Raw genomic sequence first — 14,522 nt, forward strand, 5'->3', positions numbered from 1 at the left:
CCAGCAGCCCCCCCGCCGGGTAGGCCCGAACGAAGCGAAGCGGAGTTGAGGGCCGGAGGGTGTGGGCCATCGAGCCCACACCCTCCTTAACAACTTGACTTGGGGCGGAGTGTCGAACAGTTGTTGAGGCCGTCATGGACCAGTTCTCGGCCCACCTCGATCGCGGGTGGGATCTCGTACAGCGTGGGGATACCCGCGGCGCCGAGGCTTCGGCGCGCCGAGCGCTGGAGCTCGATCCCAACTCTCCTGAGGCGCACAACCTCCTCGGGTACGTCGCGGCCCTCGAAGGGGACGGCGAGGAGGCGATCGAGAACTACCGGCAGGCCATCGCCCTCGACGACACGTACCTGGAGGCGATGCTCAACGCCGCCGAGGTCTACATTCACCCGCTCGGGGAGTACGACCAGGCGATCGAGATGTGCGACCAGGCGCTCGATCTCGCCGAGGTCGACGAGGAGATCATCGACGCGCTCCTCCTCAAGTTCGATGCCCTGCTCGCGAAGGGGGATACGGACGAGGCGGCGCGGGTCGTCGAGCGGATCCCGAGCGGGCCTTACGACAACCCGAATCACACCTTCCTCGTCGGGCGCGCGCTTTACGAGATCGGGCAGACGGAGCGGGCCGCGCGGCTCGTGGAAGAGGCGGCGATGAAGGATCCGCGGCACGTCGAGGCGTACTACTACCTCGGGCTCGTACGCGACGAGCGTGGTGACATGCGCGGCGCGACGCAGGCGTTTTTGCATGCGCGCGAGCTCGACATCGAGATGGGGCTGCCTCCGTGGGCGCCCGGCCGTGAGGCGTTTGCCGGGCTCGCGCAGAAGGCGATCGCCGGGCTGAATCCGGTCCTGCGCCGGTACGTCGACGCCGCCGATGTGTACGTCTCCGACGTCCCCGGCATGGAGCTCGTCGCCGAGGGCGTCGATCCGCGGGCGCTCGTCCTGCTCGATGGGCTCCTCTCCGACGATCTCTCCCGCGGCGGCCGCGCGGATGCGCCTTGTGCGCGGATCTTCGTGTATGCCATCAACGTCGCCCGGCTCGCGGGCAGCGTCGAGGGCATCGAGCGGGAGATCAGCTTGGCGCTCGAACGCGAGATCACCGCGACGTTCCTCGAGGCCGAGCAGGCCGAACGCCCCGAGAGCGAGCTCAACTGACGCGCGGGGATCGTTCGCCATGTGTGCCGCCCCCGAGAGGCCTGTGAGGCCCGTATCCGCCCGAAGGCGTGGCCGCTCGGTCGCGGGAGCGATTTATTACGGCATCATCGGCGCCACCTGCCTCGCGGGCACCATCCAGATCTCCGTCCAGGTGTTCTTCACGGACCACCCCCCTTCCCCGTACGGCGGTTGCCATGAGGGGCTCCGGGCCCTCGTCGGGTCCGTCGATCGGGCGCGGGCGGCGGCCCCCGGAACGGACGGCGAAGACGGGGCGATCGCGCGTTTCCGGGCGGCGCTCGAGCCCGAGTGGCAGTACTTCGACGGCGTCGCGACCACCTGCAAGGGGTCGGCGAAGGACGAGGGCGCTCTCGACGCCATCGAGCGGCTCCGCTATGCGGAGGAACATGCAGCGCGGCGGGAGGCTTCGGACCTGGCCCCGCTGCGGCGCCAGGTGCAGGAGATCGTGAACACCGATCTCGCCCAAGCCGGCGCACCCCCCAAAGGCCCCTGATATCCAGAGCGGCGACGAATGACAGACCAGAATCCCACCTCCCAGGGCGCGAACGCCTCCGAGGCTCGCACGAGTGATCCCACAGCGGCCGGCCAGGCGGCCGCGACCGCGCCGACCTTCGACGTCTTGCCCCTCTCGGCCGAGCTGCGCGAGACGCTGGCCGAGATCGGCTACGTGAACCCCACGCCGGTGCAGGTCGCCGTGTGGGAGCCCGCGACGCGCGGGCGCGACGCCGTCGTGCAAGCGCGCACGGGCACCGGCAAGACGGCGGCCTTCGGGCTGCCGATCGTCGATCACCTCGTCAAGCGCTCGGCCGCGCACGTGCAAGTCTTGGCGCTCTGCCCCACGCGCGAGCTCGCGCTGCAGGTGACGGCCGAGATCGAGCGGCTCGGCAAGCGCAAGGGCGTGCGCGTCGTGCCCGTGTACGGCGGCGCGCCGATGCCGCGCCAGATCGACGCGATCGCCGCGGGCGCGCAGGTCATCGTGGGCACGCCCGGCCGCGTGCTCGATCACCTGCGCCGCGGCACGCTCGATCCGAAGAACCTCCGCCTGCTCGTGCTGGACGAGTGCGACGAGATGCTCTCGATGGGCTTCGAGCGTGAGCTCAGCGCGATCCTCGAGCGTTTGCCCGAGAACCGCCAGACGCTCCTCTTCTCGGCCACCTTGCCGCCCGACATCGAGCGGATGGCGAAGAGCAAGCTCAAGAACCCCGAGTTCGTCACGCTCTCGGGTGACCACGTCGGCGCGCTCTCCATCGATCACTTCGTGTACATGGTCGCGGGCGACAAGCTCGGCGCGCTCATCCGCGTGATCGAGGTCGAGAACCCGGAGAGCGCGGTCGTCTTCTGCAACACGCGCGACGAGACCGAGCGCGTGGCGAACGCGCTGCAGCGTCAGGGCTTCGACGCGGACTGGCTCAACGGCGATCTGCCGCAGTCCGATCGCGAGAAGGTCATGAGCGCGACGCGCGAAGGTCGGCTCCGGTTCCTCGTCGCGACGGACGTGGCTGCGCGCGGGATCGACATCTCGCTGCTCACGCACGTCATCAACTACGACTTCCCGCAGGACGCCGAGGCGTACGTCCACCGCACGGGCCGCACCGGGCGCGCGGGCCGCACGGGCACCGCGATCTCCCTGATCGCGCCGCAAGACATCGGCGGCCTCTACCTCATGCGGCTGACGTACAAGATCCGCCCGATCGAGCGGCAGATCCCGACCGAGGGCGAGCTCAAGACGCGCGCCGAGGCCGACATCGTCAACATGCTCGTCGAGGCGTTCGCACCGAAAGGTACGCACCCGGACGATCTCTCCCTCGCGCGGCGCATCCTCTCGCACGACGCATCCGAGCGGATCCTCGCGGGTCTCTTGCGGGATCACCTGGGCGCGCGGCCCACGGCCAAGGACGAAGCGGCGGCCGCGCGACGCGCTGGTCCTGCGCCGAAGCGCGTCGAGGCGGCACCTGCCCCGGCGAAGGCCGAGACGAAGCCTGCGCGCGAGCCGCGTGAAGAGAGGCCGCGCCGCGAGGAGCGCGAGCCACGTGAACCACGCGAGGAGAAGCGCCGCGAGGAGCGCGAGCCGCGCGTGGCCGGCGAGGAGCGACCGCGCCGTGAGGAGCGCGAGGAGCGTCCGCGTCGGGAGGAGCGCGAACCGCGCGCGGCCGGCGAGGAGCGCGAGCCGCGGGAGTCGGGTCGTCGTTCGCGGAGTCGTCGTGAAGGTCGGCCCGAGATGCCGCGGCCGATCCGCGCGCGTGGCGGGGACGAGGTCGCGCCGACGCCCGTCAGCGCGGCCGATCCTTTGCCGCCGCCGAAGGCGCGCGCGGCTGTGCCGGTCCGTCACGCCGACTTCACGAGCTGGCAGCCGCCGGAGGAAGAGGGCGACGACGAGCCGATCCTCGGCGACGCGGCGCTCTCGGGCCCGCGGGACGTCGCGCGGGAGGTCACGCGCGAAGTGGGTCCGGACGATACGGATCCGGGTCGCGCGCAGGAGGGTTCGTCCGGGGACTACGCCGAGGTCTTCGTCAGCGTGGGTCGCCGCGACGGCGTCCGCGCGGCCGACCTCCAGGCGCTCTTGCTCGACCAGATCGGCCTCGACAAGGCCGATGTCAAGCGGATCCGCGTCCGCGAGCGCAACGCGTTCGTCAGCGTCCGGCGCAGCGAGCTCACGCGTGCGGTGACCGGCTTGTCGGGAGCGACGCTTGCCGGTCGCACCGTGATGGCCGAGCCGGCGCGGGAGCGCAGCGGCGCGGGCGGCGAAATCGACGCGGACGCTGCGGGCGCTGTCGAGCCCTGAGAGGGTATTCAAGCTTTTTTGCATCGACCGCATCGCGGTCGATGCACGAAAGGTCCAGGGCTGCGCCCTGGTTCGGGTCCAGGGGCGAAGAGCCCCTGGTCGGGGCCGGGGTGAAACCCCGGCGATGCGCTGCGGAACACCCTCTGAGCCGAAATCGCGGTGATCTCCGCCCTTGAATGACACGCGGGACGCCGGATCACCTCCGGCGTCTTGCTCTCCAAAACCCCTGCTGGCGGTTCGCGCGCGAAGGTCGTATCCCCTTGGATATGGCGCGGCGCGGATGGGAGGACGAGGTCGGGCGGCTCCGGCGAGAGGTCGACGGCGCGATCGCCGTGGGCCTCGGCGTCGAAGACATCCTCCCTCTGCTCGCGCGCATCACCCGCATTGCCGAGCCGGGCAGCGAGCCTTGGGTCGCGGCGCATCGGCAGCTCGCCGAGCTCGGCGTCGAGCACGACCCTTGGCGCGCGGCGCTCTTCGCCCGCAAGGTCCTCGCGCACGACGGCCGGGATGACGGCGCGTGGGCTGTCATGGGCCTCGCGCAATCGCTCTTGCGAAACTTCCGGTATGCGGCGCGCGCCTACGAGCGGGCCCTCGCGCTCTCGCCGAACAACCCCTGGTACGCGCACAACCTCGGCCACCTGTACGACGTGGCCTTGGGCCGCCCGCACGACGCGCTCCCCTTGCTCGCGAAGGCCAGCGAGGCGCAGCCCGAGGAGGCGGACATCGCGGCGAGTTACGCGCACGCCCTCGCGCGCTCCGGCAAGCTCGTTCTCGCCAAGCGTGTGCTCAAGCGCGCCATCCGGCGTGGGGCCACGGCCGATCAGATGGCGCTCTGGCGCTGGCTCGACGCCGGCGCGCCGGAGACCGTGGAAGCCTCGGGGCGTGAGCGGCGCGGCAAACCGAAGAAACAGCGGGCCCGCCAGCGGCCTTCTGCGCGCGACTAACTGCGACGTCGAGCAAGCTTCCGGCTTGTCGTCGCCCGCGTGGTGCTACATCGATGCGGTCATGCTCCGTCCTCGTCGGGTGCGAGCCTCGCTCGCCACGTCGCTCCTCTCGTTTGGCTTGCTCGTCTCCACGCCGCTCGCGGCTCAGCAGCCGGAGCCCCGGCCGCAAGGAGAGCGCCCCGCCGATGCGCCCGCGCAGCCCGCGCCGCCTCCTGCGACGCCGCCGGCGATCGATGTCGCGGATCCGGCCCTCGCGCCGGTCCCGCCTGCCCCCAAGACGCTCGGCAACTGGCGCGATGCGATGACCCTCATCGAGACGCGCGCGCCGGATCTTCGTATCGCCGAGGCCGAGGTGGCGCGCGCCGAGGCGCTCGCGGAGCAAGCGCGGGGGCGTTACCTGCCCCGCATCGATGGGCAAGGTCAGGCGCAGACGATCATCCTTCCGCGGCCCCAGGGCGACCTCAACACGCCCTTCGCCGCGACGCTCTCGGCGAGCATCGGCGCCACGGCGACGGTGCCGCTGATCCAGCCGCGCCTCTGGTACGCCGCCGGCACCGCCAAGGTCAACATCGAGGCTGCGAAGCAGACAGAGTCGGATCGTCGTCGCACGCTGCTCGCGAACCTCGCGAGCGTCATCGTGCAGGTCGTGGCGGCGGAGAACCAGAGCGAGATCAACCGCGCTGCGCTGAAGACGGCGCTCGAGCGGCTCGAGCTCACGCGTCGCCGTGCGCGGCTCGGGACGGGCACGCAGCTCGACGTGGTGCGCGCCGAGCAGGACCTCACGCTCGTGCGCAACCAGCTCCTCCAGAGCAACGAGCAGATCCGGCGCACGCGCGAGTCGCTCGGCCTCGCGCTCGGCGACAACGTCCCTTACGGCGTCCCTCCGAACATCTCGCTCAACGACATCGAGCAGAGCGTGCGGGGCACGTGCCACGCGGGCAAACCCGAGGAGCGCCCGGACGTGGTGGCTGCGAAGAAGCAACTCGAGGTGGCCGAGCGTCAGGTCGGGGAAGCGAGGCGCGGATACCTGCCGACGCTGGACGCCTCCACGACCCTCAACGTCACGAGCCAGCCCCAGTTCATCGGCGGCAACTACATCTGGACCGCGCGCGCGCTCCTCACGATCCCCATCTTCGACGCGAGCCGCTCCGGCGAGGTCAGCGCTGCGCGTGCGTCCGTCGAGCTGCAGAAGGCGCGGCTCGAGGCCGCCGAGCGCCAGGCGCGCCTCGACGCGCAGCAGACCTACCGTGGTGTCGAGGTCGCCGACCAGACGCGCGCGCTCGCGGAGCGGACGCGGGATCTCGCGAAGGAAACGGCGCGCCTCTCGCAGGTCGCGTTCGAGGCGGGCACGGCGACGAGCTTCGAGCTCATCGACGCCGCGCAGCGCCTCCGCCAGGCGGAGCTCGATCTGGCGCAGCGTGAGTTCGAACTCGTCCGCGCGAAGATCGCCGCTCTGCTCGCGGCGGCCGTTTGCGACGGCTGAGCGGGCGCGCCGCGGTTTTCCTCTTTCGCCCGAGACAGCCGCTTCGGATCCCTCCTATCATCGCCGCGCACGCTCGCAGTGGGGGTGCGCGCTGCGCGTGACGCGGCGCGACGACGGCTCGTATTGAAGGAGAATCCGCCATGGCCAACATGCCGCCTCCGGGTGGGGGCTATCCCCCGGGAGGTCCGCCTGGCTATCCGCCGCAAGGCTCGTATCCCCAGCAGGGAGGCTACGGCCCGCCGCAGCAGCCGCAGGCGGGGTATGGCCCGCCGCAGCAAGGGGGCTACGACGCGCCGCTGCAGCAGCCGCAGGCGGGGTATGGCCCGCCGCAGCAAGGGGGCTACGGCGCGCCGCCGCAGCAGCCGCAGGCAGGGTATGGCCCGCCGCAGCCGGGCGGATACGGCCCGCAGCCGGGGATGGGTGGGCCTCCGATGGGCGGAGAGCCGCAGCAGGGGTACGGCCCGCAGCCGGGGATGGGGTACGGCCCGCAGCCCGGCATGCCGATGGGCGCGCCGCCGATGGGCGCACCGATGGGCGCGCCGCCGATGGGCGTTCCGATGGGCGCGCCCATGCCGCAACTGCCAGCGGCGGGCGGCGGCTTCAACATTCTGAAGATCGTGGTCATGGGCGCCGTGATCGTCCTCGGCCTCGTCGGCGGCGGCGCGTTCGTCTGGTACGGCCACACGCACCCGTCGGTCCGCATCGTCAACGTCACGGGCAAGGACGGCGTGACCGTCACGCTCGACGGGGAGGCGATCGCCAAGGACCTGAAGAACGCGGCCAAGGAGAATGCGGCGGTCGTCGTCACGAAAAACGTGGCGAGCGGCGCGCACAAGCTCGAAGCGAAGGACGCGAGCGGCAAGGTCCTGGAGAGCTTCACCTTCGAGTTCAAGTCGGGCACGAACGGCTACGTCTACGCGCCTGGCCGCGCGGCTGACTCGAAGACCTGCTTCATCGTCCAGACGGACGAGTACAAGACCATCAACGTCGGGCTCGGCAACAACGACCGCTTCAAGACCCTCGACCCGACGAAGAACATCTGGGAGCTGCCCACCACGATCGAGTTCTGGTTCCAGGACACGCCCGAGAGCGTCGAGATCAAGACGAAGAAGGGCCAATCCTCGAGCAAGACCGTCACGAAGCGCGCCCTCCGCCAGGCCGCCTGCGACGACCCCGATTTCCAGGATTGATCAAGAGGGGGCCGGCTCGGGCCGGCGCCCTACCCTACCCGCGCGGCTCAGGCGGCGCGCTCCCCCAGCGTAGGGCTGCTGGCTCGATGGCGGCGCTCTCGGGTTCCGTGGAGCCCATGTCCGCGGTATAGAGCGCGGACCGATGGAACGACTCGCTAGTTATGTGTCAGGTGACTGGGTTCACGGCTCCGGCAAGGCGGCTGTGCTCGTCAATCCGACGACCGAGCAGCCGATCGCCGAGGCCAGCACGGAGGGCGTCGACTTCGCGCGCGCGCTCGCCCATGCCCGCGACGTCGGCGGCCCTGCGCTCCGCGCCCTCTCGTTCGCGCAGCGCGGCGAGCTGCTCCTCGCTTTGTCCCGCGCCATCCACGCGCACCGCGACGCCTTGATCGAGGTCGCCATCCAGAACGGTGGCAACACCCGCAGCGACGCGAAGTTCGACATCGACGGCGCCTCCGGCACGCTCGCGTATTACGCCGAGCTCGGCAAGCAGCTCGGCGACGCTCGTTTCCTCGTCGACGGCGAGGGCGAGAAGCTCGGCCGGAGCCCTCGTTTCTTCGGCTACCACGTCCTCGTCCCCCGCGCGGGCGTCGCGGTGCACATCAACGCCTTCAACTTCCCGGCGTGGGGCCTCGCTGAGAAGGCCGCTTGTGCCCTGCTCGCCGGCATGCCCGTCGTCTCCAAGCCTGCGACGAGCACGGCCTTGCTCGCGTATCGGATCGCGCGCCTCTTCGTCGAGGCGAACATTCTCCCTGCGGGCGCCTTCTCCTTCATCGCGGGCGCGCCCGGCGACATGCTCGATCACCTCGGCGGCCAGGACGTCCTCGCCTTCACCGGCTCGGCCGACACTGGCGCGCGCCTCCGCGCCATGCCGGCCGTCGTGCACGGCTCGGTGCGCCTCAACATCGAGGCCGACAGCCTCAACACGGCCGTCCTCGGGCCCGACGTCGCCTCCGGCTCCGACACGTACCGCATGTTCCTCCGCGAGGTCAGCCGCGACATCACGCAGAAGGCCGGGCAGAAGTGCACCGCCATCCGCCGCATCCTCGTCCCTTCTGCGATCGAGGCCGAGATCAAGGACGAGCTCGTCAGCTTGTTGCGCGACATCAAGGTCGGCGACCCTGCGCTCGATGGTGTCACCGTCGGCCCGCTCGCGACGGCGGCGCAGCTCCGCGACATTCGCGCCGGCATCCAGAAGCTCTCGGCCGAGGCCTCGATCGTCCTCGGCGACGGCGCGTTCGAGCGCGTCGGCGCCCAGGATGGCAAGGGCTACTTCGTCCCGCCCACCCTGCTCCACTGCAAGGATCCCGATGCGGCGCGCGACGTCCACCAGCACGAGGTCTTCGGCCCCTGCGCCACGATCGTCCCCTACGACGGCTCCTCGGCCCGCGCGACGGACCTCGTTCGCCGCGGCGGCGGCATGCTCGTCGGCTCCGTGTACAGCGACGATCGCGCGTTCGTCACCGACATGATCTTCGGTTTGTCGCCGTACCACGGCCGCCTTTACTTCGGCAGCGAGAAGATCGCCGACCAGACGCCTGGCCCGGGCACGGTCCTCCCGCAGAGCGTGCACGGCGGCCCTGGCCGCGCGGGCGGCGGCGAGGAGCTCGGCGGACGCCGTGGCCTCGCCTTCTACTCGCACCGCGCGGCGATCCAGGGCGCGCGGCCGATCCTCGAAGCTGCGCTCGATCTGAAGAGCTGAGCGGCGTCGCCTACGGCGCCGCGGCGTCGCAGCTCGGATCGACTGCGGCTGCGAGATCGAGCGTCCAGATCGCCGACTCCCCGCCCATCGATCGACCCACGCCGACCGTCAGAAAATCCCCGTTCACGAGGACCGGCTTCGTCCCCTCATCCATGGCCCATTGCTCCAGCGTCTGCGCGGCCCCGGCGAACCCCTTCGCCAGGAGCTCGGCCATCCCCACGCTCCCCTCGCACGCCGCGGAAAACCCGGCGTCGCACGCGCGCGACACCGCCGTGGAGCCGTCCGGCCCGATGTCTTTGAGGTAACCCTTGTCCCGCATGTCGTCGCTGTGCGAGGACGCGGACTGGTTCAGCGTCGCGCAGACCTTCAACACGGGCACGCCGGCTTGCGTGCGCATGTCGTTCAGCCGACCGATGAGATCACTCTCGACGGCGTCCAGCGGATTCGCCTGGCTCACGCTGTCGGCGTACTCGACTGTCGTGCAACCCAGGGCCCAGGGGGCGAGGCCGAGCGCGGCGACGACCGAGAGGATGGGCCAAACGGACCCGCGAGACGAAGCCAAGCGGCACATTTTCACCATGCAACACATCTTATCGCGTTAGGCTGCCGGATGTTCCCGTTCGTATGAGCACCGCCGCGGCCCTCATTGGAAGCACCCTGGCAGGTCGGTTCCGGATCACCGCGTTCCTCGGGGAGGGTGCGATGGCGACCGTGTACCGCGGCGTGCAGGATGCCGACCCGCGCGAGGTCGCGGTCAAGGTCATGCACCCGGAGCTCGCGCGCGACACCACCTTCGCCAAGCGCTTCCGCCGCGAGGCCAAGGCCGCCTCGCGCCTCAACCACAGAAACACCGTCCAGATCATCGACTACGGTGTCGACGGGAACGTCGCGTACATCGCGATGGAGCTGCTCCAGGGCCGGGATCTCTTCGAGATCCTCTCGGTCGAGCGGCGCCTGGCCGAGGCGAGGGCCGCGCGGATCTTGATGGAGGTCTGCGACGTGCTCACGGCTGCGCACGAGCAGGGCGTCGTGCACCGCGACCTCAAGCCCGAGAACATCATGATCCTCGGCCAGCCCGACGCTGCCGGCCGCGAGCGCATCAAGGTCCTCGACTTCGGCATCGCGAAGATCCTCGACAAGGAACCGAAGGAGGGCGAAGGCGGCGACGCCGGGCCCGTCAGCGCTGCGCCGAGCTCGGCGATCACCACCGTCGGCGTCATCGTCGGCACGCCCGAGTACATGTCGCCCGAGCAGTGCCGCGGCGAGGCCGTCGACCCGCGCAGCGACATCTACGCGTGCGGCGTCCTCCTCTACCAGCTCGTCACCGGCCAGATCCCCTTCAGCGGCGACTCCATCATCGACATCGCCCTCAAGCACATCCGCCAGCCGCCGCCCCGGCCGAGCCACGCCACGCCCTTCATGCACAAGGGGCTCGAGGCCGTCATCCTGACCGCCCTCGAAAAGTGGCCCGCGCAGCGCCAGCAGAGCGCCGTCGAGCTCAAGGCCGCGCTGGAAAAGATCCTCCCGGAGCTACGCGCCACGCCGCATCGGCTCGGCGGCACCTCGCGTGACGACGCGCCTCCGCCGCCCTCGCGCCGCAACATCGCCGAGGTCCCGGTCGAGTCGGTCCGCGTCGCGCACGCCACGATCCCCGAGCAATCGACGCTCCCCTCCGAGGAGCTCACGATCAAGCGCAAGGGGCTCAAGCCCCTCGCCTCGGCCGACGCGGAGCACGACACCGATCCCGAGGGCGGCAGGCTCTTGAAGGACGGCGTCATCATCCGCGGCCCGGCTGACGCCGAGCCCGTCCTCGGCTCCTCGCCCACGATCCCCGCGGCGCCCTCGGTCACGGACACGCTCGCCACGGGCCGCGAACCTCCGCCGGGCGCGAAAAAGCCCTCGTCTCCGAAGCCGCCGTCCGTCGTGAAGGTCGTCGCCGACGACAAGGCGCGCAAGCCCGGAGCGGCGCTCGCCACCGACAAACCTCGCGCGGCGTCGCGCAAGAAGAAGGGCGGCACGAGCTTCTGGCTCCTCGTCCCGATCGCGGTCCTCGTGGGGATCACGGTGGGCGCCGTCGTGTTTTTTCTGACGCAGTGAATCACTCGCTCCCGAGGTGACGGCTCCCATGGCGAATCGGCTCGACGATGAAGCGCTCGATCAACTCTTCCGCAACGCGCGCACCCACAACGGGTGGATCGAGCGCCCGGTCGAGGACGACGTGCTGCGCGAGATCTACGACCTCGCGAAGATGGCCCCGACGAGCGCGAACTGCTCGCCGATGCGCGTCGTCTTCGTGAAGAGCGCGGAGGCGAAGGCGCGGCTCCTCGGCGTCGTCTCGGCGGGCAACCAGGAGAAGACCCGCACGGCGCCGGTGACGGCGATCATCGCCACCGATCGCCGCTTCTACGACGAACTGCCCAAGCTCTTCCCGCACACCGACGCGCGCGCGTGGTTCGTGGGCAACGAGGCCCACGCCGAGAAGACCGCGTTCCGCAACGGCACGCTCCAGGGCGCCTACTTCATGCTGGCCGCGCGCGCGCTCGGCCTCGACGTGGGCCCCATGTCCGGCTTCGACAACGACAAACTCGACCGGGAGTTTTTCCCTGACGGCCGTTACGCCTCGAACTTCCTCGTGAACCTCGGCTACGGCGACAGCGCAAAACTCTTCCCGCGGAACCCTCGGTTCACATTCGACGAGGCCTGCACGATTCTCTGACGCGTTCTTTACGCGCTGCGTTCTTCCTGGATAGACTGGAGGAAGTGGCTGAAGAACCGCTTCCGTCGAGCCTCTTCTCCGGGTATCCGAGCGCGCCCGGCACGTATGACGAGCTCGTCGAACCGGGCGGGCCCCTGCGCCTCCCCTTCCGACGCGCGCTCACGCCCCTCGCCTCCGCCTCGCCCGACGCGATCACGCGTTGGCAGGCCCTCGCCGAGCGCGCCCTGCTCAACCAGGGCGTGACCTTCTCCGTCTACGCGGACTCGCGCGGCACCGAGAAGATCTTCCCCTTTTGCTTGGTCCCGCGCCTCGTCTCCGCGGAAGATTTTTCCCACGTCGAGCGGGGCCTCGAGCAGCGCGTCCGCGCGCTCGGCATGTTCCTCGACGACGTCTACGGCGAGCAGCGCATCCTCGCGGAGGACCCGCTCCTCCGCGACCTCGTCCTCGGCGCCAAGCACCACCTGCCCATGCTCCGGGGCCTGCGCCCCCTGGGCGGCGTGCGCATCCACGTCGCGGGCATCGACCTCGTGCGCGGCCCCGACGGCGTCTTCCGCGTCCTCGAAGACAACCTCCGCACGCCCTCCGGCGTCTCGTACGTCCTCGAAAACCGCATCGTCTCGAAGCGCGTCTTGCCGAAGGTCTTCGAAGAGGCCCGCGTGCATCCGGTCGAGCACTACCCCGCGCGCCTCTCCGAGGTTCTCCGCTCGGTCTCACCTGCCCCGCACGACGACACCTACGCCGTCGTGCTCACGCCCGGCCCGTACAACTCCGCGTACTTCGAGCACAGCTTCCTCGCCCGCACGATGGGCCTCGAGCTCGTCGAGCCTGCGGACCTCTACGTCGACGACGACCGCGTCTTCCTCCGCACCACGCGCGGACCGCGCCGCGTGCACGTCATCTACCGGCGCATCGACGACGCCTTCCTCGACCCCGAGGCCTTCCGCCCGGACAGCTTGCTCGGCGTGCGTGGCCTCGTCCGCGCCTACGCGAAGGGCCACGTCGCGCTCGCGAACGCCCTCGGCAACGGCGTCGCCGACGACAAGGCCGTCTACGCCTTCGTCCCCCAGATGATCCGCTTCTACCTCGCCGAGGAGCCGATCCTCGCCCAGGTCCACACCTTCGTCTGCGCCCGCGACGAGGATCTCCGGTACGTCAAGGACCACCTCGATCGGTTGGTGGTCAAATCGGTCGACGAGGCGGGCGGCTACGGCATGCTCATGGGCCCCACGGCCTCGGCCGCCGAGCGCGACGCCTTCCGCCGCCGCATCGAGGCCGAGCCGCGCCGCTTCGTCGCGCAGGAGCGCCTCGAATTGAGCACCTGCCCCACCTGGAACGGCGCCACGAACGCGCTCGTCCCGCGCCGCGTCGACCTCCGCCCCTACGTCCTCACCTCGCCTGCGGGCCCGTGGGTCTTGCCTGGCGGCCTCTCGCGCGTCGCGCTCGTGCCTGGATCGTACGTCGTCAATTCGAGCCAGGGCGGCGGCTCCAAAGATACGTGGGTGCTCAAAGGAACAGATCCGGGGAGGACCGATCGATGATCGCCCGCGTCGCCGACCACTGCTTCTGGCTCGGTCGTTACCTCGAACGTGTCGACTGCACCGCGCGTGTCCTGCACGTCACGCTGCACCTCTCGCTCGACGCCGAGCTCGGCCCCCGGCAGTGCTGGTTGCCCGTCGTCATCGTCTCCGGCGAGCGTGAGGCCTTTTTCGCCAAGCACGGCGAGGCCGCGGCGGGCGACAGTGAGCTCGTCCAGAGCTACATGACCTGGAACCCGCAGAACTACGTCTCGCTCGTCCGCTCGATCGCCGCGGCCCGCGACAACGCCCGCTCGATCCGCGAGGTCGTGAGCCTCGAAGTCTGGGAGACGCTGAACGAGCTCTACCTCTGGTCGCAGAGCCCCGCCGCGCGCGAGGAGTACGCCTCGAACCGCTACGCATTCTACCGGACCATCCGCCGCGCCATCGAGCTCTGCCGGGGCCTCTTGCAGAGCACGATGCTCCACGACGACCCGCTCGACTTCGTCTCGCTCGGCCTGCTCCTCGAACGCGCCGGCCACTCGGCCCGCATCGTCGACGTGCACCACCACGCGCTGCGCAAAGACGAGACGCGCCTCGACGTCGTCGTCGAGACTGGCGTCTGGCTCTCGATCCTGCGCTCGTGTTCCGGCAAGGAGCCCTTCATGAAGCGGCACCAGGGCCGCGTCACGGGCCCCGCTGTCGCTGCGTTCCTGATCCTCGAACCGCTCTTCCCCCGCTCCGTCCGGCACGCCGTCGCCGAGGCCCACGCCCGGCTCCTCTCGATCCGCCCGGCCGGCGCGAACGATCTGCCCGGCGAGCGCTCCCTCGCCCGCCTCGCCGCGCTCGACGCGTGGCTCTCGTCGCGGACCCCCGAGACGATCTTGCCGATCCACGACCTCGCGACGTACGTGGTCTCGGAGACGGCCGGCATCTGCGAGGAGATCGGCCGCGAGCTGCTCGGCTACGGGGGCGGAACCGCCGCTTGACGCGGGGGCGGGCGACGGCATCGGCCATGCTAC

12 protein-coding genes are annotated in these 14,522 nt (G+C 70.4%); 11 read left to right on the plus strand and 1 reads right to left on the minus strand.

The window, feature by feature from the left end; translation table 11 throughout:
• Positions 1-134: 134 nt before the first annotated feature.
• The 7 genes from E8A74_RS15140 to E8A74_RS15170 all read left to right on the plus strand — a co-directional run bounded on the left by E8A74_RS15140 (position 135) and on the right by E8A74_RS15170 (position 9,270).
• Entirely contained in the window at positions 135-1,151 is a 1,017-nt protein-coding gene (locus tag E8A74_RS15140) for a tetratricopeptide repeat protein (RefSeq protein WP_136929705.1), read from the plus strand.
• Between the two features lie 43 nt (positions 1,152-1,194).
• Entirely contained in the window at positions 1,195-1,662 is a 468-nt protein-coding gene (locus E8A74_RS15145; protein WP_136929706.1) for a hypothetical protein, read from the plus strand.
• An 18-nt stretch (positions 1,663-1,680) separates the two neighbouring features.
• On the plus strand, positions 1,681-3,951 hold the full coding sequence (locus E8A74_RS15150) for a DEAD/DEAH box helicase (RefSeq protein ID WP_136929707.1): 2,271 nt from the start codon (positions 1,681-1,683) through the stop codon (positions 3,949-3,951).
• Positions 3,952-4,217: 266 nt separating this feature from the next.
• Complete coding sequence (locus E8A74_RS15155; protein ID WP_170229141.1) at positions 4,218-4,895, plus strand: tetratricopeptide repeat protein; 678 nt, start codon at positions 4,218-4,220, stop codon at positions 4,893-4,895.
• A 61-nt stretch (positions 4,896-4,956) separates the two neighbouring features.
• A complete protein-coding gene (locus E8A74_RS15160) occupies positions 4,957-6,378 on the plus strand; it encodes a TolC family protein (RefSeq protein WP_136929709.1) in 1,422 nt (473 codons plus the stop codon).
• Between the two features lie 140 nt (positions 6,379-6,518).
• The gene (locus tag E8A74_RS15165) at positions 6,519-7,568 is read left to right on the plus strand and encodes a hypothetical protein (RefSeq protein WP_136929710.1); all 1,050 of its coding nucleotides are present in this window, start codon (positions 6,519-6,521) and stop codon (positions 7,566-7,568) included.
• A 142-nt stretch (positions 7,569-7,710) separates the two neighbouring features.
• Positions 7,711-9,270 (plus strand): 3,4-dehydroadipyl-CoA semialdehyde dehydrogenase, encoded by a 1,560-nt coding sequence (locus E8A74_RS15170; RefSeq protein WP_136929711.1) that lies wholly within the window; start codon positions 7,711-7,713, stop codon positions 9,268-9,270.
• A gap of 10 nt (positions 9,271-9,280) precedes the next feature.
• Here the strand turns inward: E8A74_RS15170 and E8A74_RS15175 are convergent, their stop codons facing one another.
• The gene (locus tag E8A74_RS15175) at positions 9,281-9,832 is read right to left on the minus strand and encodes a CAP domain-containing protein (RefSeq protein ID WP_170229142.1); all 552 of its coding nucleotides are present in this window, start codon (positions 9,830-9,832) and stop codon (positions 9,281-9,283) included.
• Between the two features lie 62 nt (positions 9,833-9,894).
• Here E8A74_RS15175 and E8A74_RS15180 point away from each other — a divergent pair, with 62 nt between their 5' ends.
• Genes E8A74_RS15180 through E8A74_RS15195 form a run of 4 tightly spaced genes read left to right on the plus strand, consistent with a single transcriptional unit; the run spans position 9,895 to position 14,489 of the window.
• The gene (locus tag E8A74_RS15180; protein ID WP_136929713.1) at positions 9,895-11,367 is read left to right on the plus strand and encodes a protein kinase domain-containing protein; all 1,473 of its coding nucleotides are present in this window, start codon (positions 9,895-9,897) and stop codon (positions 11,365-11,367) included.
• 28 nt (positions 11,368-11,395) lie between these two features.
• On the plus strand, positions 11,396-11,986 hold the full coding sequence (locus E8A74_RS15185) for a malonic semialdehyde reductase (protein WP_136929714.1): 591 nt from the start codon (positions 11,396-11,398) through the stop codon (positions 11,984-11,986).
• Between the two features lie 44 nt (positions 11,987-12,030).
• Entirely contained in the window at positions 12,031-13,524 is a 1,494-nt protein-coding gene (locus E8A74_RS15190; protein WP_136929715.1) for a circularly permuted type 2 ATP-grasp protein, read from the plus strand.
• Positions 13,521-14,489 (plus strand): alpha-E domain-containing protein, encoded by a 969-nt coding sequence (locus E8A74_RS15195; protein WP_136929716.1) that lies wholly within the window; start codon positions 13,521-13,523, stop codon positions 14,487-14,489. Before E8A74_RS15190 ends, E8A74_RS15195 begins: the two co-directional genes overlap by 4 nt.
• Positions 14,490-14,522 lie beyond the last annotated feature (33 nt).

It is taken from the genome of Polyangium fumosum, from assembly GCF_005144585.1.
Classification (GTDB): Bacteria; Myxococcota_A; Polyangia; order Polyangiales; family Polyangiaceae; genus Polyangium; species Polyangium fumosum.